This is a genomic window from Arthrobacter sp. ERGS1:01, assembly GCF_001281315.1.
GTDB lineage: Bacteria > Actinomycetota > Actinomycetes > Actinomycetales > Micrococcaceae > Specibacter.
Genome location: NZ_CP012479.1, coordinates 1,249,603 through 1,271,797 on the forward strand (window position 1 = coordinate 1,249,603; position 22,195 = coordinate 1,271,797).

The following is a 22,195-nucleotide window of genomic DNA, read 5'->3' on the forward strand; positions in this document are numbered from 1 at the left end:
CTGCTCTCCTCGTCGGGCGTTTCGGGGTTTCAGGTACTGGTGGTGAAGTTGCCGCTGAGCTGCAGGCTGCCGTTCAGTTCCGCCCGCATGAGTGTGAAGCCCGTGGTGGTTGGCCACTCGATCGGCGTCAGGAGCTCCGTGAGCATCGTCTTCATGGATGGCAGCGCCTTGGCCGCACCGTCGGAGATGGCCCGGGCGATCAGCTCCGGCGTGGCCGCCGCGAGGCCGGCGATCACGATGATGATGATCATGACGACGACGCGCAGCACCCCGGTAAGGATCTTCCCGGCCGCGAAGGTTGCGACGGCGCCGATGATTCCGACGATGACCTCGGTGATGACCACCCAGGTTTCCTTGGTGTAGTAGTGGTCCCTTTTGGCGGGCCGCGATTCAACCCAGCCGATGGTCTGCGTGCCGTCGTCCTTGGTCACCAGCTGGATCCGGTAGTACGACTCGGTCAGGACGTAGGCGTCGATTCCGGGGCTGATGGGAACGTGGATCTTGGATCTCGTCTGGATTTCGTCGCCGATCACCTGCAGTGTGAAGTCTTCCGCCGTGGGTTGGTACCACACCAGCCCAACCTTGATCTTTTCCATGTCGAGGTTCCGCGCCAACTGCACGGAGGTGTTGGCGTTGCCGATCTTGAAGTCCGTGACACTGGATCCCGGGAACGCGGCCTGCACCCCGGGCAGGACCATGTTTTCCATGTACAACCGCATGCCGATCAGCATGGCGGCCCCCTGCCCCGCCGGGATGGCCGACGCCGGCAGCTGGTTAGCCAGGCCGACCGGATCGCGGCCGTTCATGGTCAGTGCGCCGAAGTAGGCCGCGTCCTCGCTGGGATCGGTGCTGGAACCGTCGTAGTAGGCATAGGACGTGTAGGTGGGCGCCAGCCATTGGAACTGCGGAGAATCCGAGACCCGGTTCAGTGCGACGACGGCGAAGACGTAGGTGAACTGGCCCAGGTTTTGGTTGTACCACGCGGCGATCGCCGACTGGAAGAGCGCCTTCTCCATGGCGTCGATCTTGCTGCTGCCATAGTCGATCCGCTGCACGACCACGGCCGGGTCGTCCTCGGAGCGGGACTGTGCGTCACCGGAAAGGTTGTTCTTGTCCCCGGCCGACGGGTTCGACGGGACTTCGCCCTCGGGCTGCGGCAAATACTTGAGCTTGACCTGGATGGTTGCCGACGCGCCCGTGATCGTGGTCGTCGTGCCGGCAAACGACATTGTCGCCGCGGGGATCGGGGTCTTCAGGAAGACGATCGAACCCGACCCTCCGCGCGTCATCCGCCAGGGCCCGAAGGTTCCGTCGATCGACCAGTTGGAGGTAACGGCGGCATTGAAGCGCGGCGGCGACACGCCCGTCCGTTCGAGGGCCTCGTTGACCTGGCTGAGGCGGACGGCGCTGGCCGTATCCCACCCCTGGGTGTCCGCTTCGCCGGCCAGCAGTTCCTTGGGAGCCTCGCTGCGGTGGACGAAGATGTCCGGGCGGATTTCTGCCGGCCGCGGCAGGGTGAAGCTGTGGAATGCCTGCGGCCGCATGACTTCTGTTTCTACGCTCATGAGTTGGTGCTCCCGTCAAGGTCGGTGGAGGGGACAAGCATGCCGCCCAGCTGGAGGGCGCCGTTGAGCTCCGCTGTTTTCAGCTCGAAGCCGGAGGACTTTGGCCAGTTGATGGGACCGGTGGCCTCGTCGACCAGGGGACCGATGGGTGGCAGTGCCGAGGCGGCGCCGTTGCTGATCACGTCGGCGATGATGGCGGGCGTGGCCGCGGCGATTCCGGCGACAATGGTGATCAGGACGACCACGATGATCTTGACCGCAACCTTTTCGATCAGCGTGCCCGCAACGACGCCGATCACGGCGCCGATGATCGAGACGATCAACTGTGTGATGGTGACCCACTCCGCCACCGTGTACCAGGTGGTGACCAGGGGGTTCGAGGATTGCACGAACCCCAGCGTCATGGTGCCGTCGTCCTTCTTCACCAGGCCCAGCACGTAGAAGTACGTCGCATCGACGAAGGCGACAATCCCCGGGCTGATCGGGATGGTGACCTTGGTCTGGATTTGGATCTCGTCGCCCACAATCTGGAGCCGGAAGCTTGTCATGTTTGGCGTGTATGTCACGGCACCGACCTTCACCCCGTCCAGGCGCACGGGTTTGGTCGATTCGATGCCCTGGCCCTTGGTGATGAACTTGAAGGTCTCCTCATCGGCGTTCGGGAAGGCGCGGGGCATGCCGGGCATCACGAACTGACGCATGAACATGGTGTTGGAAATCAGCACCGACGCGTTCATGCCGGCGGGGATGGCGGAGGCCGCGACCTGGTTGGTGAGCCCTTCGGGGCTGCGGTTCTCCGTTTGGTTGAGCACGGCAAAATAGCTGCTCGCGTCGTCCACGCCCTGGAAGTAGGCGTAGCTGGTGAACGTCGGCTTGAGCCAGAAGAATTCCTTGACGTCGGCCCTCTGGTTGAGGTTGACCACGGCAAAGACATGGCTGAACTTGGCGAGGTTTTCATTGAGCAGCAGTGCCACCGAGGCCGTGAACAGCGCTTTCAGCTGCTCCGTGGGTTTGGCGGTTCCGTAGTCGACTTGTTGGACCACGACGGCGGGGTCGTCCGCGGACCGCCCCTGTGCGTCCGCGAGCAGCTTCTCGATATCGACGGGTGCCTGGTTTGCGTTCCGTGCTTCCGGCGGGGTCTGCGGGAGATACCGGAGCTTGATGGAGATCTTCACCGATCCGCCGGTGAAAGTGAGGTTTTCAGTCCCCGCGGTCAAGGTGGCGCTGGTGAGCGGAAGGCGCATCATGAGGATGGCCCCGGAGCCGCCGGGGGCGATCTGCCAGGGGCCGTAGTTCGTGTCGATGCGCCAGTTTTCGTCGGGGTTCAGGACCATGGCCAGGTTGCTCGGATACTGTCCGGATTTTGCCAGGACGTCATTGACGATGCCGGCCTTGATGCAGTTGACGGTGTCCCAGCCGTAGGTCGTGGCTTCCGCGGCGAGCAATGCCTTGGGGATTTCCTCGCGTCGCCGAAAGACCTGCGGGCGAACGTCGCGCGGCGCCGGGGCGACGAAGGCGTGGAACGTTGATTCGGACGCAGCGGTCACCGCGTCTGTCGTGGTTGTCAAAGTGATCTCTCCTAATGCCTCGGGCGTCGGGGGCGCTGTCGCGGCCGGCGCAATGTCAGTGCGAGAAGGGCGATTTCTGGAAAGGGGACGCGGACCGGCGCCGGGCGGCTGACCCGGGTTGGGCGCTCCAAGACTGCCTCGGGTTCCGCATGGACCGGCCCGGACAAAATCGTGCGAAAAACGCTTCGCGGAGACGGTCAAAAACCCCGTATTTTCTATTACGTGCTGTGACGTAATGTAACTGTAAAACCCACTGTCGGATATGGCAATAGGAGACGTCTGCGAGATTTGCGGGGCCGTTAGCCGGCGGGCGTGAGCACTCGATGGAAGCGCTCGACGGCGGGCCCGGCGTCGGGTGCGCCGACAGGCTTGCCACACTGGCCGCTGGCAATGATGCGTCCGGATTGTGTCATCGTCACAACCGTCCGGCCGGCACCGTGCGCCACGGCGGAAACCGTGACGGGAGCGTTGAATTCACCGAAGTTATGGCACTGCATGCTGAAGTCCCCGGCTTGTGACCCCGCCAGGAGATGATGGGATTGCAGGAGCGCGCTGGCCAGCAACATCCCGGAGACGTGGTCGCTGGGGTGGTCGAAAATAAAGGTGTCGCCCCGATTCCACACCAGCTGCGCCTCGAGTTCGCCGTCGGACCGGCGAATGTCGGCCAGCACGGCGCCGAGCGGCCCGGTGCTGGCGATCGCCTCGGTGGGGGCATTGCGCCGGATGGCCTGGTAGGCCCGCGGCGGCAGGCAGGACAGATCCCCGCAACCGCTTCCGAGGATCACCCCGCCGGCCATGAAATCCGCTTCCAGCTGCAGGTCGCTGACTTGGTCCCGGCGCATTTTCACGGCCCGCAGCCGCACGTCAACATGGCCGGCGAACTGTTCCGATGCGGTGGGCATGGCACCCTCCAGCCAGGCGAAGCTGAGCTGATTCATGATGAAGGCCCAGCCGCGCGGGACGCCGCCGGAGAGATGGGCGAAGGCAATGGCACACTGGCGCATTAGTTCAACACCCACCAGCGTTGACGCCGAGGGCAGGCTACCGGCGGAGGGGTGTTGTGGCGACAACCCCACGATGAGCCTGAGCGTTCCGTCCTGGGACGCATCGGCGGAGAGCAGCAGCACTTGGTTGGGCGACGACTTGTGGACGAGGGAACCTTCAATGGACTGCCGCATGGATCCTTGCCTCCTTAGGGTGACCGATAACCTAACGCGTGCAATGTGCTGGACACCGACTGGCCAATCAGCGCGTCATCCAACCCGGACAGGCCGGGCATGAGGGCACGCATCAGCAGCGGACCCGTCAACAGATCGCACGCCCATTCGACGTTGGGGTTGTCGGGTATTTCGCCCCGTGCCACGGCCCGATGAATGATCATGCCGGCCCCGTATCGCCGTGGTGCCAGGAATTCCTGCACGAACACGGCACGCAGATCCGCGTCCGTTTGCACGGCGTCGAGGAAACCGGCAAGGCTCCGGCTGACCAGCGGGTTGGCGAACAGCTCCACCTGGTCCCGCTGGATTGCTTCCAGGTCCGCCGGAAGGTTACCGCAGTCGATGACCCGGTCAAGGTCAATGGCAAACCTGTGCAGCAGCAGGGACAGGACGAGCTGCGGAATTCCGTCAAAGCGGCGGTAGAACGCCGGGCGGGTGGTGCCGGCGCGGGTCGCCACCGCCTCGACGGTGATCGCGCTGAAGCCGCGCTCAAGGAGCAGTTCCTCGGCAGCGTCAAGCAGGGCGGCATCCAGCTCGGTGTTACGCGGACGTCCCATTGATGGCACCATAATGATACGCAGTGTAACGCCGGATTTGGCCGGTCAAGGCAAGGCAACGCGGAAAGGTCGCCACAATTTTGTTGATCTATGGTTGTGGATCCATGGGCCTGCGGATCGCGACACTCGCGGTCCGGGCCGGGCTCGACGTCGTGCTCGCCGGACGTTCGCCTGCCAGACTCGCGGCGGAGGCTGCCGCCCTGAACGTGCCGTGGCGCAGCGCCGATCCGGGGAACCCGGCGGGGCTGGATGCCATGCTGGCCAAGGTGGACGTCGTGGTGAACGCGGCCGGGCCGTTCTCCAACACGGCCGCCGGAATCATGCGGGCATGCATCCGCAACGGCTGCCACTATGTGGACTTGTCCAATGAGGCCGCCACCTTCCTGGACGCGTGGTCGCTGGACGACGACGCGCGGGCCGCGGGAGTCAGCCTTGTTCCCGGCGCCGGTTTCGGCACGGTGGCGGCCGAGGCACTTGCGGACCACGTCTTGCGCCGGATCCGGCACGCGGATGCCGTGACCCTGGTCCGGACATCCGGTGGCGGAAGGGGGACGCCCGGCGTCAAGGCCACCGTCCGCGAATTGTTGGCCCAACCAGGGGCCGGCGTGCGGCATGGCAAATGGTCCGCGCGGGGCCTGCGGGTCGCCAGCTGCGAGCTGCCCGAAGGCACCCGTGCCACGGTGCCGGTGGCCTTGGGCGACACCTTTGCGATTGCCCGCGCCACCGGCGTCCCCAACGTGACGGCCTACGCCAGCACCACCATGAGCGTCGGATTGGCGAAGATCGCCGTTCCGCCCGCTCGAATCTTGGGACGCGCGGCCCGCGTCCTGCCCGGAAAAACCACCCCTCGCCGGCCGGAGTCGGGCTTCACTCCCGACGCCGGCACCCGGCTCTGGCTGCGGGCCACGAACTTGTCCGGCGACACGGCCACGAGCTGCCTCCATGGCGGCAGGGGGAGCGGGATTGCCGCGGACACGGCCCTGTGGGCGGCGCAGGCCCTTATTTTTCGGGCACAGCCGGGCGCGTCCACTGCGGGCCAGCTTTTCGGCAACGGGAAGATATCCCACTTGGCCGGCGCCCGCATCGTGGACCTCTGACACGTAGCGGCGCAATCTGGGCACATGGTGCCCCTTGCACCTCGCCTTGCCCCAAGTCAATATGCTCGCCAAATAGTGCGTCACTGTGAACCGTCCCGAAATGATGCCGGCAGGTGATGTTTGCCGGCTTCCTTCAACGCGGCGGTCACTGTGGACCTGAGGTCAACGAGTGTGTGGTCGGTGTCAAAGAGAACGCCACGGACTATGTCCAACGAGCTGTCCAAACTCATTGGCCGCCAGGCCTGTTGGTTTGTCATGGTGCCCTCTGTCTCCTGCCGCATCGACGGCTGGGCACAAGAGGGTGTTTTCACCGCCGACCGCCTGGGACCGGAATGGCGAGTTTCGCAGCGGATTGGCCCGGTTCGCGGAGGGTACGGAGGAAGAGCCAGCCGATGCCGGGGAGGACGATGAGGGGAATCAGTGCTGTTTGCAGAGTGGTGCCACCGACTCGTTGCGCCGTGTAGATCGGGATGAAGGCCGACAGGCCCACGAACACGATGGTCCGGCGGACGATCGCGCCGATGAGCTCGCCGAAGGAGCGCCAATCAACATCCCGAAGCGCTGCTTGGGTGGCGTGATTTGTCGGAGCGGCGTGGGGCATGCTGCGTAGTGCCGCGCCCGCGCCCGCAGGATGGTGTGCGGCTACGCCGATGCCCGAGAGGGCAACCCGGACCAGCGTCACCAGGTAGGAGCCGGTCATCCCTGCCAGGGCGGCGACCGAGCCCTGGTAGATGTCCACGAACATCGCTCCGTTGCGCCCACCGAAGCCCGGCCCGTGCCCTTGCTGGGCACCACAGATCTACACCGGCACGATGGCCATCAGATCCTGTCCGCCGGTTCAGGGGTCCTGGGAGCGATCACCGACGCCGGGGCCTGGTTCTCCCCGGCGACGCGGGCGCTCTGGATCCCCGCCGGAACCGCCCACCACTGGCGCGCCCATGGGCACCTCGCCGTCCACATGCTAGGACTGCCGGCCTCGGAGAATCCACTCAGTCTCGATGAGCCCACCGTCCTGATCGTGTCCCCGTTGTTGCGCGAGCTGCTACTCCAGTGCCCGGCGAACCCCACCATCACCACCCCGCAGGCGGATCCCGCCGACGACCGCACGCTCGGCGCACTCGGGACGGAGGCCTGGGCCAGTGAACGAACCCTCTCCCGTCTTTTCCGCTCGGAACTGGGCATGATGTTTCCCCAATAGCGGACCCATAGGTCGAAAGAGCATGAGGCAAAGGCCCTCGGCGTGGTCTTTACCCGGCTGTCCCCGCGTTTCCCTCTGATGCCTTGCTCTGATATTGAAACCATGGTCCATGAGGAGTGCGGGAAGCTTGGTGCCGGGCAAATCCGCGGCTATGTACCCGTCTTCGTCGAATGTGCCGCCGAATCCCGTTTGGCGCAACCGAGCGCTTGGGTGAATGCATGAATGGCGGAAATTCGGGGCTACCCCGGGCCATAAGGGAAGGCCGGGGTGCCGGCGCGGAAGTCATGCGGTTGCTTTGGCGGCGTCCTCAATAAGGTCTGCGACTGTCTGGGGGTGGCTGATCATCGCGACGTGGGAGGACGTGGGAACCTCCACAATCTTGCGCGCATTCGCACGCTGATACATGAAGCGTTCGCACGCCGGCGGGATGGCCTTGTCTCGGCCGGCGACCAGGCCCCAGGAGGGAATGCTGTGCCAGGCCGCGGCCGTCGTCGGGTAGATGAACGAGTCGGCGTCGAACGGGCGCTGCGTCGCCTGCAGGATTCGGAAGGTGGATGTGGGGAGATCGGCGGCGAAGGCGGCTTGGCCGTCCTTGCCCAGGTAGAAGTCGGTTCCGGTGGTACCGTCGGGCTTCGTGTAGGGGACCGGCACGCTTACCGGCAGGACCTGGCTGCCGGGGAACTTGTTGATGAGTTCTCCCTGCGTTTCGCCGATGTCGGGCACGAACGCAGCGATGTAGACCAATGCCTTGACGTTGCTCTTTCCGGCCGCGGCATTAGTGGTGACGGTTCCGCCCATGGAATGCGCTACCAACACGACCGGCCCGCTGATGGAGTCCAGCAGGCTCGCGATGTAGGGGGCATCGGTGGGAATGCCCCGCAGCGGGTTGGACCCGGCGATCGTGGTGTACCCTCTGTCCTGAAGCCTGGCGATGACGCCGTTCCAACACGACGAGTCCGCGTAGCCGCCGTGGACCAGCACGATGGTCGGCTTGGCCTTCGGCCTGGGCTCGGCAGCGGCCGCGCCGATCGGGGTCGTGGCCAGCAGTGCCGCCGATCCGGCCAAGGCTGCGCCGGCGCCCAGGAACTGGCGGCGTGAAAAGTTTGTGCCCATGGTGATCTCCTCATTGAAACTAGATGGCTCTGATGTGGGTGACGGGGCCGGGCGGTCGTGAAAGCGATTGATGGGTGCCTTCGTGGCCCGCCGTGGCATCGGTGAAAGACCACGCTATCGAGCCGGGCACGGGCAGCAATCCGTCGATTGACGTATATGTGGTGACTCAATTTTGGGAATTTTGTTCACCGTGCACGCACCTACCGCTCGATAGACCAGCACAACGACGGCGGCGCACCGCGTAGGCCTGCCCCCTGTGAACGAGCCGTCGGATCACCGCCCTTTGGCGGCCACGATGACTGCCACGGTCTATGCGAAACCGTGGCAATCGGTGGAGACTGTTCTCAACCACGCACTGAAGGAGACGCCATGAAAATTGCAGTCCTCGGAACCGGTAGGGTCGCCAGGGCGATTGGCGGCGGGCTCGCCACCGCCGGACACGATGTCGCCTTCGCTTCCCGGAATCCCGAACGGCAGGCCGGATTGCCTGGGCCCGCAGTGGAGGTGGGGGCGGCAGTCAGCGACGCCGACGTCGTGGTGGACGCCATCCCGGGTTCGGCCGTCATGGATGCCCTGCGCGCGCTGGGGACCGCTGTGCTGGCGGGCAAGATCCTGATGGAGGTCGCGAACGACCTGTCACCCAATTTTGAGCTCAACTACCCCAACGGGAGCTTGGGCGCTGCTGTGCAGGGAGCCTTTCCGCAGACCCGAGTGGTCAAAACACTCAATACGGTTCAGGCGCCCTTGATGGCCAACCCGGCCGTTCTTCCGTCACCGAGCACTGTCTTCCTTGCCGGTGATGACGCCGGTGCGAAGTCGACGGTCGCCACACTATTGACCGATCTGGGGTGGGAGCCGGGGTGGCACATCGACCTCGGTGACATCAGCCAGGCGCGCGCCACGGAACACTTCATTTTCCTTTCATTCGCGATCGCACAGAGCCTCGAAACCACCAACGTCAACATCTCGGTCATTCGCTGAGGCAGGCTGTGCCCGGCTGAACATGCTTGTCATCGTCGCGCCGGGCTCTTAGTGTTTCGATTAGTTCGGGCATTTCGGCGGAACGTCATAGGCAGAATCGCAAACATGGAAACACAGTTGCGGGGTCGGCAGGATCAGGCCGAGGAAATTCGCGCCTTCCTCGGTGGGCCGGGACGGGATTCCCTCCTGGTGGTCGGCGGCGACGCCGGAATCGGGAAAACCGCGCTACTTGACCTCATCGCGGAAGAGGCAGCCCGCAACGGTGCCCAGGTACTTGGTGCGAAGGCCCTGGAGTTTGAGGCTGACCTTCCCTACAGCACCCTGAACCAACTACTGATTCCCTTGCTCGCCCCGCTTTCAGAACTGGCGAATGAACACCGGGAAGCCATCGAGGTCATCTGCGGTTTGCGGGTGGGGCCGGTGCCGGGCCTACTCATCGCCGGTGCGGCCGCGCTTGCCCTGCTGCGCCTGAACGCCTCGACGGAGCACATCTTGTTGCTGATGGTGGATGACTCTCCGTGGATGGACTTGTTGTCGGCCATGACGTTGACCTACCTGGGCCGGCGCCTGCGTGAGGTCCCCGTGCGGATCCTGGTGGGCGCCAGAACCGACGAGGACGACGTCTTTGTCCGCAGCGGTTTTCCCACCGTGGTGCTTCCGCCGTTGTCCGACGACGACGCCGACGCCCTGCTGGCCGAGCGGTTCCCCGCGATGTCTGCAAGCGTGCGACGCCGCATTCAGCGGGACGCTTTGGGAAACCCACTGGGCCTGTTGGAATTGCCCGCTGCCCTGGAAACGTCCAACAATCACCGTGTGCCTGCCGTTTTGCCGCTCGGCAACCGGCTGAGGGCGCTCTTTGAAAATCGGCTGACGGCCCTTCCAGAGCAGACGCGGGAGATGTTGTTGTTCGTCGTCCTGGGCGGCGGCGAGAACGCCGTCGCCTTTGAAAAGGCCATCCCCAATGGTGCTGCCCGCACCGCATTCCCGCCCGCGGAACAATCGGGACTGGTGGTCTATGACGCGCGGTCCGGCCGGTGGGAGTTTCGCCACCCCCTGGTCCGTTCGGCCGTCTTTGAGCTGTCAACGGCTGAAGAACGACGGCGGGTGCACGCGGCTCTCGCCGAAGCGTTTGCGGACGACCCCGAGCGGCAGGCATGGCATCTGGGGCAGGCCACCACCGGCCAAAGCGAGGAAATCGCTGCCCTGTTGGAGAATGTCTCCCAACGACTGCTGGAGATCGGCGACGGCACCCGGGCCACGGCCGCCATACTCAGGGCCGCCGAACTGACACCGTCCACGAGCGAGCACGATCGGCGGTTGTCCCGCGCGGCCTACCTGGGTTCGCTCGTTGCCGGCACCATCGGTGACAGCCCGGGGCTGCTGGCAGAGGCGTTTCGAAACCCGGAGCGGTCCCCCCACCTGGCGACAGTCATTGCCGTGGCCTACAACCTGCTCAACGGCGAGGGTGACGTTTCGACGGCCCAGCGGCTCCTGCTGGCCGCACTGGCGGCCCGGGTTTCCCGGGACTCCGCACAAGGCCTGGACTCGGGCCAGAATCCCATTGCGGCGGACCTCATCGAGGCTCTCTACTCGTTGGTTTTGATTGGTTTCTTCGGCGGAGTCGGGGAGTTCTGGCGGACCGTGATGGCACACGTTCCGGATACCGGCGCCCTGCCCGACGCATTGCAGTTCGAGATCGACGTTTTCGTCGACGTCGCCCGGGCGACCGGGCCGGCACTCGACCGCTACCATGATGCCATTGACCGCCTGCGCTTCACGGCAGACCCGTTGTATATCGTCCGCTTCGCGACCGCAGGGGCATATGTCGACGCTCTGGGCGACATGCGTGAAGCGCTTTGGCGGGTCGTCGAGGACGGACGCCGGGGCGAGGCCATCACCCCGGCCATTCAGGCCCTGTTCCTGCTCGCCAATGATGATTACTTTGCCGGCCGCTGGGACGAGTTGGACGGTATTACCCAGGAAGGCCTGGACCTGGCGGTGGACCACGGATATGCCCTGACCACCGCACCGGCGAGGTTCCTCCGCGCCATGGTTGACGCCGCCCGCGGTGAGGAGGAACGGGCGCACGCCGCCGCGGAGGAGATCCTTATCTGGGCCGCACCCCGCCGGTTGGTGGCCCTGGCCACCTATGCCTCCCATATCCGGTGCATGACCGCCTTGCCGGCGGGTCGTTTTGCCGAGGCCTTTACGCATGCGGCAACCATCAGCCCGCCGGGAGTCTTTCCGCCCTACATCCCACACGCCATCTGGTCAGCCTTTGACCTCATCGAGGCCGCCGCACGCACGGGCCGGCGGGTCCAGGCGCAAATGCACCTGCGCGCTTTCGAAGGCACCGACGTCGCCGGCTACTCTCCCCGGCTGCGGGCGCTGGTCCTGGCCGCCCACGGCCTGCTCGAGGAAGGGCCGAGCTGGCGGGAACACTACGAGGCGGCCCTGGCGATGATCGGAAGCGGGCGGTGGCCCTTTGACCGGGCCCGGATCCTGCTGTTGTTCGGTGAGCAGCTGCGGCGTGAGAAGGAGCGGACGGCCGCCAAAGCCATGCTCACTGAAGCCAGGGAGGTTTTTCTCGGGATCGGGGCCGGAGCCTGGGCCCGGCGTGCCGATCGAGAACTCGCCGCCCTCGGTGCTCACGAGACACGCACCACGGCGCTCACCCCGCAGGAAACCGCCGTCGCGAACCTCGCTGCGACGGGACTGTCCAACAAAGAGATCGCCGAATCCCTCTTCCTTTCACCGCGCACCGTTTCGACCCATCTGTCCCGGGCCTTCGCGAAACTCGGCATCTCATCACGGGCCGGCATGCGTGACGCACTCACCGGTCTGGGCGGGGAATTGCGTCATTGAATATACGTCAACCGACGGATTACCGCCGGCGCGCGAAAACATAACGTTGCTCTTGTTCACGTTCTTGATGTCCACACCCTAGGAGCAATCCATGAAAGCAACCATCGTTCTTGTCCACGGCGGATTCGTCGACGGATCCGGCTGGCGCGGAGTCTTTGACGACCTCACCGCGGACGGCTATGAGGTCCGCGTCGTCCAGAACCCAACGAAGTCCCTCACCGACGACGTCGCCACCACCCGGCAGGTCCTCGACGAAGCCGGCGGGCCCGTCGTCCTCGTTGGCCACTCCTACGGCGGAGCCGTCATCACCGAAGCGGGAAACCACGACAACGTGAAAGCACTCGTATGCGTCACCGCGTTCGCCCCGGACCAAGGCGAATCCGTCAACTCGCTCCTGGGCACGTTCCCCACCGACGGCCCCCAGCCGCCGATCCTGCCCCCTGTCGACGGGAACCTGTTCCTGGACCGCGACAAGTTCTACGAGTCGTTCGCCGGCGACGTCACCCCGGCAGAAGCAGCCTTCTTTGCCAACGCCCAGGTCCCGTGGGGACTGGACGCGCTCGGCGGCGTCATCACCTCCGCGGCCTGGCGGATCAAGCCCAGCTGGTACCTGCACGTCACGGAGGACAGAATGATCCCTCCTGCGGCACAGGCCAGCATGGCAGAACGCATCGGTGCCACGGTCAGCGAAACCCCCGGCAGCCACGCAATCTACGTTTCACAACCAAAAGTAGTGGCCGACATCATCCGGGCGGCCGCCGCAACACTCAACTAGTTCGCGCGAAACCCCGCTGCCGGCGCTCCGTCGGCAGCGGGGATGCGGCGCCGTCGAGCTCCACGGTCCTGCCTGGCCGTGCTGTCAAGGCACTGGCCGTGCAGTTCCTGCCGGGATTACAATCGTGGTGGACGCAACCGGTCACGGCACTCCCGGGACACGCCCACCGGGGGGCTCATCCACGTTCGTGCGGTGCCGGCAAAGGATGCCAACCATGCCCAATATCCCGGCGCTCATCGATGCATTGCGACCCGAAGACCTGGCCACTCTCCTTCAGCGGGGCCCGGAGCAGATCCTGGAGCGGGCCATGGTCGATGCCCTGGACCGCGCCGCCGGTGGACCAGGGGAGGGCCGTGGCTACTACGTTGTCCACGAACGCCTCGAACCCCTGGACCACCCGCTCCGCCGTCGGTACTACCTGCGCGAAGACGTCGCATCCGCGATCTTCGCGACACGACTGGAAGGCGCGTCCGGCGCGGGCGCCTGAGCGCCGTGGCATCCTCGGAAGGGCTTGCGACCATACGCAGTTGGGAAGCCGATGATGCCATGGACCTCCCCAACCTGGTGGACATGCCAGGGGTGGAACGGGTCGGCGGGCCGGGCCTTAACCGGATCGCCACCGTGTACTTCGACACCGCCACCCTGACGCTCGCGGCACGGGGGATCACCCTGTGCCGGCGCACCGGAGGAACGGACCACGGCTGGCATCTCGAGCTCCCCGCCGGAGGTCACCGAACGCGGAGGATCCAGGCACCGCTGGGCAGCTCGGACATCGTCCCGGAAGAACTGCTCTACCGCGTGCTGCCCTTCATCCGTGGGGCCGTGCTGATGCCCGTCGCCAGGATTGACACGGGACGGTGCACTCGCCGGCTCTACGGGCCCGGCGGAGGGCATCTTGCCGACTTCGTTGATGACCGGGTCCAGGCTGTGGCAGTGCGCCCGGGCACACCGGAGACGGCGTGGCGCGAGTGGCGGATCGAACTCGTCCACGGCAATGGTGATTTCCTCGGCGAAGCCGCAAGCACCCTCACCTCCGCCGGTCTCAACCGCCCGGTGCAGGACTCCGAACTAGCTCGGGCCCTCGGGGATTCATACCCGTCCGGCCGGGTCTCCGGCGCCGGCACGCCAACCGGGAACGGGTCGGCCCTCGACGTGGTGACCGCCTACCTGGACCGCCAGCTTGGCGAAATTCTGGCCTTGGATCCCGGCGTGAGGATGGGGAGCCCGGACGCCATCCACCGGATGCGGTCGGCAACGCGGCGGGAGCGGTCGGTCTTGACGGCATATGGCAGCCTCTTCGCCAAGAACGAGACCAATCGACTCAAAGCTGAACTGAAGTGGCTCGCCAAAATTCTGGGCCGCCCACGCGATGCCGAAGTCATGCGCGAACGGCTCCGCTGTCGCCTCCAGGGTCTGCCGCCGGCATTGCGGAACGGTACTGTTACTGGACCTGTCGAAGATGAATTGGGAACCTCCTACAACGTCGGTTACAAGGCTGTGCTTCAGGCCCTTGAAACGCTGCGCTATTACAGGCTCCTGGACAATCTTGAACAGTTCCTCCGCCTTCCACCCGCCAAATCCCGGGCCTCCCAACCTGCGCGAAAGGCGACAGCCGGACTCGTCAACAAGCAAGCCAAACGCCTGGATCGCGCACATCGGGCCGCCGCACGCGCCAAAAACGGCGGTGCCGGCGACGCAGCACTCCACCAAGTCCGTAAAGACGCCAAACGCCTGCAGCATGCCGCCGAATCCGTACAAGGAATCCACGGAAAACGAGCCCGAAAATTGTCCAAGGCCGCCCACCGGTTCCAGAAAATCCTCGGAGACCACCAGGACAGCGTGGTGGTCCGGGCATTCCTGGACGGCCTGACCAACAACCCTGCGACACCCGAGATTGCCCTCACCGCCTACCGCCGCGTGCGAAGAGCCGAGGAACGTGCGGCCCATTCCGCCAAGAAGAAGTACCTAAAAGCCCGAAAGCGATCATCCGGCCTTCGGCTGCCGCACTGAGCTGGACGATTGCGACCACCGGAAAAATCAACAGCGACGGGGTTGGCTGCGGATGATGACCTGGTTTGTTGGCGGGAGGGCAAGACGGGTTCGCCCCTCGTCCGGGACAATGCGGACGTACCGGTCCATGGTGGAGCACCATATTGCACCCTTGATCGGGACCATGGACGTCGCTGAGATCGATGTCCGGCACCTGCTTTGCCATAGCCGCCGCAGTGGCGATCGACGATCTCGAGCTGGAAACCCACCCGGCGACAGTGCGGATCCACCAGGCAGCGAACCTGGCTACTCGCCGAAAAGGCTCCCAGGGTGCGCTCTGGTGAAGACACCTCGAATCCACGACCTTCGCCACACGCACGTGTCCATGCTGATCCACGAAGGCGCCCCCTTTTCACTATCTGCCGCCGCCTGTGGTTTGGCTGGATAGTCCCATAGCGCCTTCCGCAGTGGGGCCTATCGGAGTGGTGAGGTGGACAGGGCAACACGCGCCTACCAAATTGATGGGACGGTTCTCGTGCCGTGAGGCCGTGAGCACGTGTTGAAAGTCACGTCCGGGTGGAACTACAGTGTGTACTGTATACAGCGACGTTTCTCGAGACCGGAAGTGTGATGTCGCGATCATTATCACCAACAATTTGCATCAGGACTCATGAGAGGCGCGGATAAGGGATGACCCGGACGCTTGAACTTGAAGGCATCGCTTTTGGCGGAGACTACAACCCGGAGCAGTGGCCGCGGGAGGTGTGGGAGGAGGACGTTCGGCTGATGCGCCAGGCGGGGGTCAACTTCATTACCGTCTCCGTCTTTTCCTGGCCGCTACTGGAACCGGAAGAGGGCAGGTTCGACTTTGGCTGGCTCGACGACGTCATTGAGCTGCTGCACGTCAACGGCATTGCCGTTGACCTCGCCACGGCCACCGCGACGCCGCCGGCCTGGCTCATCCGAAAATACCCGGAGATCCTGCCCGTCACGGCCGACGGCACCCACCTGGAATTCGGTTCCCGCCAGGCCTACTGCTTCAGTTCGCCGATCTTCCGCGATTACGCGCTGCGCCTCACCCGCGCCATGGCCGAGCGCTACGGCAAGCACCCGGCCGTGCGGCTGTGGCACGTCTCCAACGAATATGGCGACCACGTCTCACGCTGCTGGTGCGACGCCTCGGCGGTCCACTTCCGCAGCTGGCTGCGCGGCAAGTATGGCTCCATCGGGGCCCTGAACGAGGCCTGGGGTACCAGCTGCTGGGGCCAGCACTACCTGGACTTCGACGCGATTGAACCGCCGCGCGAATCCACCGGGCCCGTCAACTCCACCCAGCGGCTCGACTTCGAGCGTTTCTCCTCCGACGCCATGCTGGAACTGTTCACCGCCGAGGTGGCCGCGCTCCGTGAAGTCACCCCGGAGCTGCCGGTCACCACCAACTTCATGTCGATCCTGCACGATCTGGACTACTTTGCGTTCGCCGACGCCGAGGACATCGTCACGGACGACGCCTACCCGGATCCGGCCGATCCCGGCGCCCACATCGACGCCTCCCTGAACTACGCCCTGATGCGCGGGGCCAAGGGCGGCGCGCCCTGGTTGTTGTTGGAGCAGTCGGCCAGCGCTGTCAGCTGGCGCGACGTCAACGTGCCCAAGGCGCCCGGCGTCATGCGGTTGGACAGTTACCAGGCGCTGGCCCACGGCGCCGACGGCATCATGTATTTCCAATGGCGGGCCGCCAAGTTTGGCCCGGAGAAATTCCATGCCGCCATCCTCGGCCATCGCGGCGAGGCAAGCCGCACCTTCGTCGAATGCAGCGCGCTCGGCGCCGAACTGCAACAACTCGGCGCGCTGAAGGGCAGCCGGGTGGTGGCCGACGTTGCCATGCTGCTGGACTGGGACGCCAAGTGGGCCCTGGCTGCCCCGGACTCCCTGCCCACCAACCGGCTGAGCTGGATTGGCCAGGCCCGCGACTGGCACCGGGCCACCTTTAAACTGGGCGTCACGGTGGATCTGGTCCGGGCCGGGGCCGACTGGTCCGGTTACAAGGTGCTGCTGGTGCCCAATCTGTACCTGGCGACGCCGGAATTGGCTGCCCAACTGGAGGCCTTCGCTGCCGCCGGGGGCACCGTCGTCGTGGGCGCGTTCTCCGGGGTCGTTGACCGCAACGACCACGTCCACCCCGGCGGCGCACCGGGACCACTGCGCCCACTGCTGGGAGTCGAGGTGGACGAGGTGTGGCCGCTGCCGGACGGTCAAAGTGGCCAGGTCTTGATGGACGGCGTGCGGTACGAGGTCCACACCGTGAGCGAATGGCTCGACGCCGTGGACGCCCGTACCGTGGCCGGCTATTCCGGCGGGGAACTCGATGGGCGCCCGGCTGTGACAAATCGCCAGCATGGCGACGGCGGCGCCTGGTATGTGAGCGGCGCGCTGGCCGACGCCGGCATGCTCACGTTGATGCGGCGGATCCTCGACGAGTCCGGCGTGCCTGTCCGTGACGGTGCCGGGCCCGACGTCGAGGTGGTGGTGCGCCGCGGCGCGGACGCCTCCTTTAGTTTTGTGCTCAACCGCGGAACGACCGCCCTGGACGTTGCGGTGCCCGCAGGTGCGGCCGTGCTGGTGGGCGATGCCGCCGCCTCAGGCGCCGTGCCGGGTTCCGGCGGGCTGCGCCGGCTGCCGGCCCGCGGGGTCCTGGTGGTCACGCACGATCACTCCGACGTCGTGCGTGTCGTGGCCGAAAGTGCGCGGCTACAGGCTGTCTAGGCACCTTCTTTTGCCCCGCGCGGGCCCCCTTCAGCCCATCCCGGCTCGACTGGCCGGGGTGGGCTGAAAATTTGCCCGGAAAACTGTTGACTGCGTCACATGTGGCTAATAATGTGTACTGTATACAGAATTCAGTTGCTGTTATCGCACCATGCGGCGGTACGTCCGCCACAACCCCTGAGGTGAATCCATGAACAACCCAGTAACCCACCCCTACATCCCCAACTCGGTTCCGGCCGTGCGGGACGCGATGCTGGCCGCCGTTGGCGCCGCGGACATCGAGGAATTCTATGCGGACATTCCGGCCGGCTTGCGGGTGCAGGGCAGCCTGAAGCTGCCGGCGCCGTTCCTGTCCGAGGCCGAGTTGGAACGGCACGTCAGCTCGTTGCTGAATAAGAACACCAGCACCCGCGAGACACTAAGCTTCCTGGGCGCCGGGACGTACAACCACTACGTGCCGTCCGTCGTCGACGAGGTCATTGGCCGCAGCGAATTCCTGACGGCCTACGCGGGGGAGCCCTACGAGGACCACGGCCGCTTCCAGGCACTGTTCGAGTACCAGTCCATGATGGCGGAGCTCCTGAACATGGACGTCGTCAACGTCCCCACCTACGACGGCATGCAGGCCACCGCCACCGCCCTGGCCATGGCCGGGCGCATCACGGGCCGCCGCGGGATCGTCCTGGTCAGCGACGCAAACCCGGACACACTCTCCAAGGTCTCCGACTATGTACGTTCCTTCATGGACCTGCACATCGTCACCACGAACAACGGCACCGCCGATCTGGACGCCGCAGCGCTGGCCATCGGGGCAGAGACAGCCGCCGTCTGGATCCAGACCCCCAGCTACCACGGCGCCCTCGAGGAACAGGGGGCCCAATTAGCCAAGCTGGCCCACGACGCCGGGGCACTCGCCGTCGTCGGCACCGACCCGATCGCCTACGGCGCCCTGACCCCGCCGGCCGACTGGGGAGCGGACATCGTCTGCGGTGACATCCAGTCCTTGGGCATCCACCAGTGGTTCGGCGGCGGACGCGGCGGCTTCATCGCCGTCCACGACGACCCCACGTTCGTGCTGGAAATGCCGTCCCGGCTCTTCGGCCTCGAATCCACCGACGTACCCGGTGAATACGGCTTCGGCGATGTCGCCTGGGACCGGACATCCTTTGCCCTGCGCGAAGAGGGGAAGGAATGGGTGGGCACCGCCGCTGCCCTGTGGGGGATTGCCGCCGGCGTGTACTTGTCCTCGATGGGTCCGGCCGGCATGGCCGAGCTGGGGGAGACGCTGCTGGCCCGCACCGCCTACGCGGCCCAGCAACTGGCCTCCGTGGACGGACTTGAACTGTGCGATTCCGCATTGCACCTGCGCGAGATCGCCGTCGACTTTTCCAACGCCTCTCGCAGCAGCACCGAGGCTGTCGCGGCGTTGCGCGCCCGCGGGATCGAGCCCGGCGTCGTCCTGCCCGGCAACCGCCTGCTGGTCTGCGTGACCGAACAGCTCACCGCCGCGGACATCGACACCCTTGCCGCCACCCTGACTTCCGTTTTGAAGGAGAACTGACATGGCGCTTCCCGTCGCCCCCAAGCCCGCCCTGCGCCGTTTCCACCAGGCCAGCTGGGACGAGCCCATCATTTTTGAGCTGACCACGCCCGGTGAACGCGGCATCCTGGTCCAGCAGCCCGAACCGGCCTCCGTCGAGGCCCTGGCCCTGCGTGAAGAGCGTCTGGCCCCGCTGCGCCGCACCAAGGCCCCCGCCCTGCCGGAACTGGCCCAGATGCGTGTGGTGCGCCACTACCTGCGCCTGAGCCAGGAAAACCTGGGCGCCGACTTCAACATCGACATCGGCCAGGGCACCTGCACCATGAAATACAGCCCCAAGGTCAACGAAACGATCATCCGCACGCCCAAGCTCATGGACGTCCACCCGCTGCAGGACGAGGCCAGCATCCAGGGCGTCCTGGAAATCTTCTGGCGCACCGAGCAACTGCTCGCGGAGATCTCGGGCATGTCCCGGGTCAGCCTGCAGACGCAGGGCGGTTCCGCAGCCATCTGGGCCAATATTGCCATGATCCGCGCCTACCACGAGGCCAGCGGCGACGGCGAGGTGCGCGACGAGGTCATCACGACCATCTTCTCCCACCCCTCCAACGCGGCCTGCGCCAAGGCGGCCGGCTACAAGGTCATCACCTTGATGCCCGACGCCGACGGCTACCCGGACATCGAGGCGCTTCGGGCGGCCGTCTCCCCGCGCACCGCTGCGCTCATGATCACCAACCCCGAAGACACCGGCATCTACAACGCCAAGATCCGCGAGTTCGTGGACATCGTCCATGAGGTGGGCGCCCTGGCAGCATACGACCAGGCCAACGCCAATGGCATCCTGGGCATCACCCGGGCCTCCGACGCCGGCTTCGACCTGTGCCACTTCAACCTGCACAAGACGTTCAGCACTCCGCATGCCAGCGGCGGACCCGGTGCCGGCGCCAGCTGCGTGTCGGAGAAGCTGGTGCCGTTCCTGCCCGGCCCCACCATCGACAAGGTGGGGGAGAGGTTTGTCATCAACCGCGACCACCCGCAGTCCGTGGGAACCGTGGCCCCGTTCTATGGTGTGGCCCCCAACGTGGTCCGCGCCTACGCCTGGATCATGGCACTTGGCGCGGACGGATTGCGCCAGGCCGCCGAAATCGCGGTGCTGAACAACAACTACCTGCTCGCCAAGGTCCTGGAAATCCCCGGCGCCTCCGCCCCCTATGCGGAGGGCAAGCGCCGCATCGAGCAGGTCCGGTACTCGTGGCAGGAACTCTTCGAGGACACCGGTGTCTCCTCCGAGGAGATCGGCATCCGGATGTCCGACTTCGGCATGCACTACTGGACCAGCCACCACCCGTACCTCGTCCCGCAGCCCTTCACCCTCGAGCCGACGGAGTCTTATTCCAAAGCGGAGATCGACGAGTACGTGGCCGTGCTGGCCCACGTCGCCAACGAGGCCCGCACCAATCCGGAGATTGTCCGCACCGCCCCGCACAACCAGACGGTGCACCACATCCACCACGACGACCTGGATGACCCGGCCCGTTGGGCCATCACCTGGCGCGCCTACCAGAAGAAGCACCTGAACAACTAAACGCATCAAACGGTTGGCGGCACGCAGCCCGCGTGCCGCCGCCGGCCAACTCCACCCACCAAGCATCAACGAACCAGGAGTATCCCGTGAACAGCACCATCCTTAGTCGCCGGAATTTCGTGGCAGGCGCCCTGGGCGTCGGCGCCCTGCTGGCAACCGCCGCTTGCGGCGGGCCCGCCGGAGGCAACGCCGCCTCCCGCATCACCTGGTCCACCTGGGGTACTCCGGAAGAGGGCCAGCGATTCAAGAAGTTCAACACCCAGTTCAAGTCGGACAACCCCAGCATCACCGCCACCTTGCAGATGGTGCCGTCCTACTCCGACTACCACTCCAAGCTGCTGACCCAGCTCACCTCCGGCACGGCACCTGACGTCTTCTATGTCGGTGACGACTACATCGGCAAGTTCGTCTCCGCGGGTGTGCTCATGGACCTGACCCCCGTGGTCACGGGCCCGGCCGCGAAGGTCAAGATGGAGGACTTCAACGCCGCCCTGTTCGGGGCCGGCAAGACGGACAAGGGCCTCTTCGCCCTGCCCAATGACTGCAACCCGGACGTCTTCTGGTTCGATAAGAAGGCCCTGGCCGCGGCCGGAATCACCGAAAACCCGGCCGAGCTTGCGGCCGCCGGCAACTGGACCATCGAAACGTTCCTGTCCATGTGCGCCAAACTGGCTGCCAAGGGCATGACCGGGGCCATGTTCTGGAACTACTGGTCCACGCACTGGAGCTGGGTGGCGGCAAACGGTGGCAAGGTCTTTGACGCGGCCGGAAAGTTTGTCCTCCCGCAGGATCCCACGAGCGTCGCCGCGATCGAGTCGCTGGCCAAGGGCTTCACCAGCAAGTCGTTCACCGTGGCCGACACCCTGCCCGATGGCTCCGGCCCGGACAGCCTCTTCGTCTCGCACAAGGCCGGTTTCTACGTCCAGGGCCGCTACGGCATCGCCACGGCCGAGCAGTCCGGCAGCAAGGACGACTACGACATCGCCCCTTGGCCCACCGTGTCCGGTAAGCCCGGCCCGTCCGGCGTCGCCGCGTCCTACCTGGTCATCAATGCCAAGACGAAGGCGCCCGAAGCGGCCAAAACCTTCGTGGGGGACTTCCTCAGCGCCAAGGGCCAGACCCTTCGCCTGGCCGACGGCGGCAACGCCGTACCGTCCGTCAAGGGTGCCGACTCCGTGGTTCTGGGCGGCAACTACCCCGTCCACGCGAAGTCGTTCCTGACGATGACGGACACCGGTTTCGAGGACTTTGCGCAGGAAGCCAAGGTTCCCGGCCTGTCCTCCGACGTCAGTACCGCCATGCTCACCATGTACCAGGGCAAGTCCAGCCCGGCCGACACCATCGCCGCCGTCGGCAAGTTGATGGAAAAGGCGGTTTGA

General features: G+C 65.4%; 17 protein-coding genes and 1 pseudogene. 12 read left to right on the forward strand and 6 right to left on the reverse strand.

What is annotated here, in order from left to right; all coding sequences use genetic code 11:
* Nucleotides 1-29: 29 nt before the first annotated feature.
* From AL755_RS09550 to AL755_RS09565, 4 genes are all read right to left on the reverse strand, one after another.
* Nucleotides 30-1,565: a TULIP family P47-like protein gene (locus tag AL755_RS09550; RefSeq protein ID WP_082369049.1), complete on the reverse strand. Its 1,536-nt coding sequence runs from the start codon at nt 1,563-1,565 to the stop codon at nt 30-32.
* Nucleotides 1,562-3,133: a TULIP family P47-like protein gene (locus AL755_RS09555; protein WP_160318881.1), complete on the reverse strand. Its 1,572-nt coding sequence runs from the start codon at nt 3,131-3,133 to the stop codon at nt 1,562-1,564. The genes AL755_RS09550 and AL755_RS09555 overlap by 4 nt, the downstream gene beginning before the upstream one ends.
* A 299-nt stretch (nt 3,134-3,432) precedes the next feature.
* Entirely contained in the window at nt 3,433-4,311 is an 879-nt protein-coding gene (locus AL755_RS09560; protein WP_054010807.1) for an AfsA-related hotdog domain-containing protein, read from the reverse strand.
* 14 nt (nt 4,312-4,325) lie between these two features.
* On the reverse strand, nt 4,326-4,907 hold the full coding sequence (locus tag AL755_RS09565) for a TetR/AcrR family transcriptional regulator (RefSeq protein WP_054010808.1): 582 nt from the start codon (nt 4,905-4,907) through the stop codon (nt 4,326-4,328).
* Between the two features lie 83 nt (nt 4,908-4,990).
* Between AL755_RS09565 and AL755_RS09570 the strand changes: the two genes are divergently transcribed.
* Nucleotides 4,991-6,004 carry a saccharopine dehydrogenase NADP-binding domain-containing protein gene (locus tag AL755_RS09570; protein WP_272946711.1) on the forward strand — a complete coding sequence of 338 codons (1,014 nt, stop codon included), beginning with the start codon at nt 4,991-4,993 and terminating at the stop codon, nt 6,002-6,004.
* A 307-nt stretch (nt 6,005-6,311) separates the two neighbouring features.
* On the opposite strand, the gene AL755_RS09575 is transcribed toward AL755_RS09570, so the two are convergent.
* Nucleotides 6,312-6,743 carry a hypothetical protein gene (locus AL755_RS09575; protein ID WP_237762646.1) on the reverse strand — a complete coding sequence of 144 codons (432 nt, stop codon included), beginning with the start codon at nt 6,741-6,743 and terminating at the stop codon, nt 6,312-6,314.
* A gap of 36 nt (nt 6,744-6,779) precedes the next feature.
* On the opposite strand from AL755_RS09575, the gene AL755_RS09580 reads away from it, so the two are divergent.
* Together AL755_RS09580 and AL755_RS24555 are read left to right on the forward strand one after the other, a co-directional pair.
* Complete coding sequence (locus tag AL755_RS09580) at nt 6,780-7,202, forward strand: AraC family ligand binding domain-containing protein (protein ID WP_054010811.1); 423 nt, start codon at nt 6,780-6,782, stop codon at nt 7,200-7,202.
* Between the two features lie 36 nt (nt 7,203-7,238).
* Nucleotides 7,239-7,424: pseudogene (locus AL755_RS24555) on the forward strand (three-helix bundle dimerization domain-containing protein); the annotation flags it as partial.
* A 60-nt stretch (nt 7,425-7,484) separates the two neighbouring features.
* Here AL755_RS24555 and AL755_RS09585 read toward each other — a convergent pair.
* Nucleotides 7,485-8,315 (reverse strand): alpha/beta fold hydrolase, encoded by an 831-nt coding sequence (locus AL755_RS09585; RefSeq protein WP_054010812.1) that lies wholly within the window; start codon nt 8,313-8,315, stop codon nt 7,485-7,487.
* A 369-nt stretch (nt 8,316-8,684) separates the two neighbouring features.
* Between AL755_RS09585 and AL755_RS09590 the strand changes: the two genes are divergently transcribed.
* The 9 genes from AL755_RS09590 (at nt 8,685) to AL755_RS09630 (ending at nt 22,195) form a co-directional block, all read left to right on the forward strand.
* Complete coding sequence (locus AL755_RS09590; protein WP_054010813.1) at nt 8,685-9,296, forward strand: NADPH-dependent F420 reductase; 612 nt, start codon at nt 8,685-8,687, stop codon at nt 9,294-9,296.
* 105 nt (nt 9,297-9,401) lie between these two features.
* The gene (locus AL755_RS09595; RefSeq protein ID WP_082369052.1) at nt 9,402-12,161 is read left to right on the forward strand and encodes a LuxR C-terminal-related transcriptional regulator; all 2,760 of its coding nucleotides are present in this window, start codon (nt 9,402-9,404) and stop codon (nt 12,159-12,161) included.
* Between the two features lie 91 nt (nt 12,162-12,252).
* Complete coding sequence (locus AL755_RS09600) at nt 12,253-12,936, forward strand: alpha/beta fold hydrolase (RefSeq protein ID WP_054010815.1); 684 nt, start codon at nt 12,253-12,255, stop codon at nt 12,934-12,936.
* A 214-nt stretch (nt 12,937-13,150) separates the two neighbouring features.
* Nucleotides 13,151-13,423, forward strand: coding sequence for a hypothetical protein (locus tag AL755_RS23485; RefSeq protein WP_054010816.1), 273 nt, complete (start codon nt 13,151-13,153; stop codon nt 13,421-13,423).
* Nucleotides 13,424-13,482: 59 nt separating this feature from the next.
* Nucleotides 13,483-14,946 (forward strand): CYTH and CHAD domain-containing protein, encoded by a 1,464-nt coding sequence (locus tag AL755_RS09610; RefSeq protein ID WP_082369053.1) that lies wholly within the window; start codon nt 13,483-13,485, stop codon nt 14,944-14,946.
* Between the two features lie 669 nt (nt 14,947-15,615).
* Nucleotides 15,616-17,691 (forward strand): beta-galactosidase, encoded by a 2,076-nt coding sequence (locus tag AL755_RS09615; protein WP_202813546.1) that lies wholly within the window; start codon nt 15,616-15,618, stop codon nt 17,689-17,691.
* Between the two features lie 190 nt (nt 17,692-17,881).
* On the forward strand, nt 17,882-19,252 hold the full coding sequence (gcvPA, locus tag AL755_RS09620; protein WP_054010818.1) for an aminomethyl-transferring glycine dehydrogenase subunit GcvPA: 1,371 nt from the start codon (nt 17,882-17,884) through the stop codon (nt 19,250-19,252).
* Nucleotide 19,253: 1 nt separating this feature from the next.
* Nucleotides 19,254-20,816 carry an aminomethyl-transferring glycine dehydrogenase subunit GcvPB gene (gene gcvPB, locus AL755_RS09625; protein WP_054010819.1) on the forward strand — a complete coding sequence of 521 codons (1,563 nt, stop codon included), beginning with the start codon at nt 19,254-19,256 and terminating at the stop codon, nt 20,814-20,816.
* 86 nt (nt 20,817-20,902) lie between these two features.
* Nucleotides 20,903-22,195: an ABC transporter substrate-binding protein gene (locus tag AL755_RS09630; RefSeq protein ID WP_054010820.1), complete on the forward strand. Its 1,293-nt coding sequence runs from the start codon at nt 20,903-20,905 to the stop codon at nt 22,193-22,195.

Bases quoted from the DNA above. Each gene is read 5' to 3' on its own strand.
- AL755_RS09550 (WP_082369049.1), bottom strand. From the start codon at position 1,565: ATGAGCGTAGAAACAGAAGTCATGCGGCCGCAGGCATTCCACAGCTTC.
- AL755_RS09560 (WP_054010807.1), bottom strand. From the start codon at position 4,311: ATGCGGCAGTCCATTGAAGGTTCCCTCGTCCACAAGTCGTCGCCCAAC.
- AL755_RS09565 (WP_054010808.1), bottom strand. From the start codon at position 4,907: ATGGGACGTCCGCGTAACACCGAGCTGGATGCCGCCCTGCTTGACGCT.
- AL755_RS09585 (WP_054010812.1), bottom strand. From the start codon at position 8,315: ATGGGCACAAACTTTTCACGCCGCCAGTTCCTGGGCGCCGGCGCAGCC.
- AL755_RS09590 (WP_054010813.1), top strand. From the start codon at position 8,685: ATGAAAATTGCAGTCCTCGGAACCGGTAGGGTCGCCAGGGCGATTGGC.
- AL755_RS09595 (WP_082369052.1), top strand. From the start codon at position 9,402: ATGGAAACACAGTTGCGGGGTCGGCAGGATCAGGCCGAGGAAATTCGC.
- AL755_RS09600 (WP_054010815.1), top strand. From the start codon at position 12,253: ATGAAAGCAACCATCGTTCTTGTCCACGGCGGATTCGTCGACGGATCC.
- AL755_RS23485 (WP_054010816.1), top strand. From the start codon at position 13,151: ATGCCCAATATCCCGGCGCTCATCGATGCATTGCGACCCGAAGACCTG.
- AL755_RS09610 (WP_082369053.1), top strand. From the start codon at position 13,483: ATGGACCTCCCCAACCTGGTGGACATGCCAGGGGTGGAACGGGTCGGC.
- AL755_RS09615 (WP_202813546.1), top strand. From the start codon at position 15,616: ATGACCCGGACGCTTGAACTTGAAGGCATCGCTTTTGGCGGAGACTAC.
- gcvPA (WP_054010818.1), top strand. From the start codon at position 17,882: ATGAACAACCCAGTAACCCACCCCTACATCCCCAACTCGGTTCCGGCC.
- gcvPB (WP_054010819.1), top strand. From the start codon at position 19,254: ATGGCGCTTCCCGTCGCCCCCAAGCCCGCCCTGCGCCGTTTCCACCAG.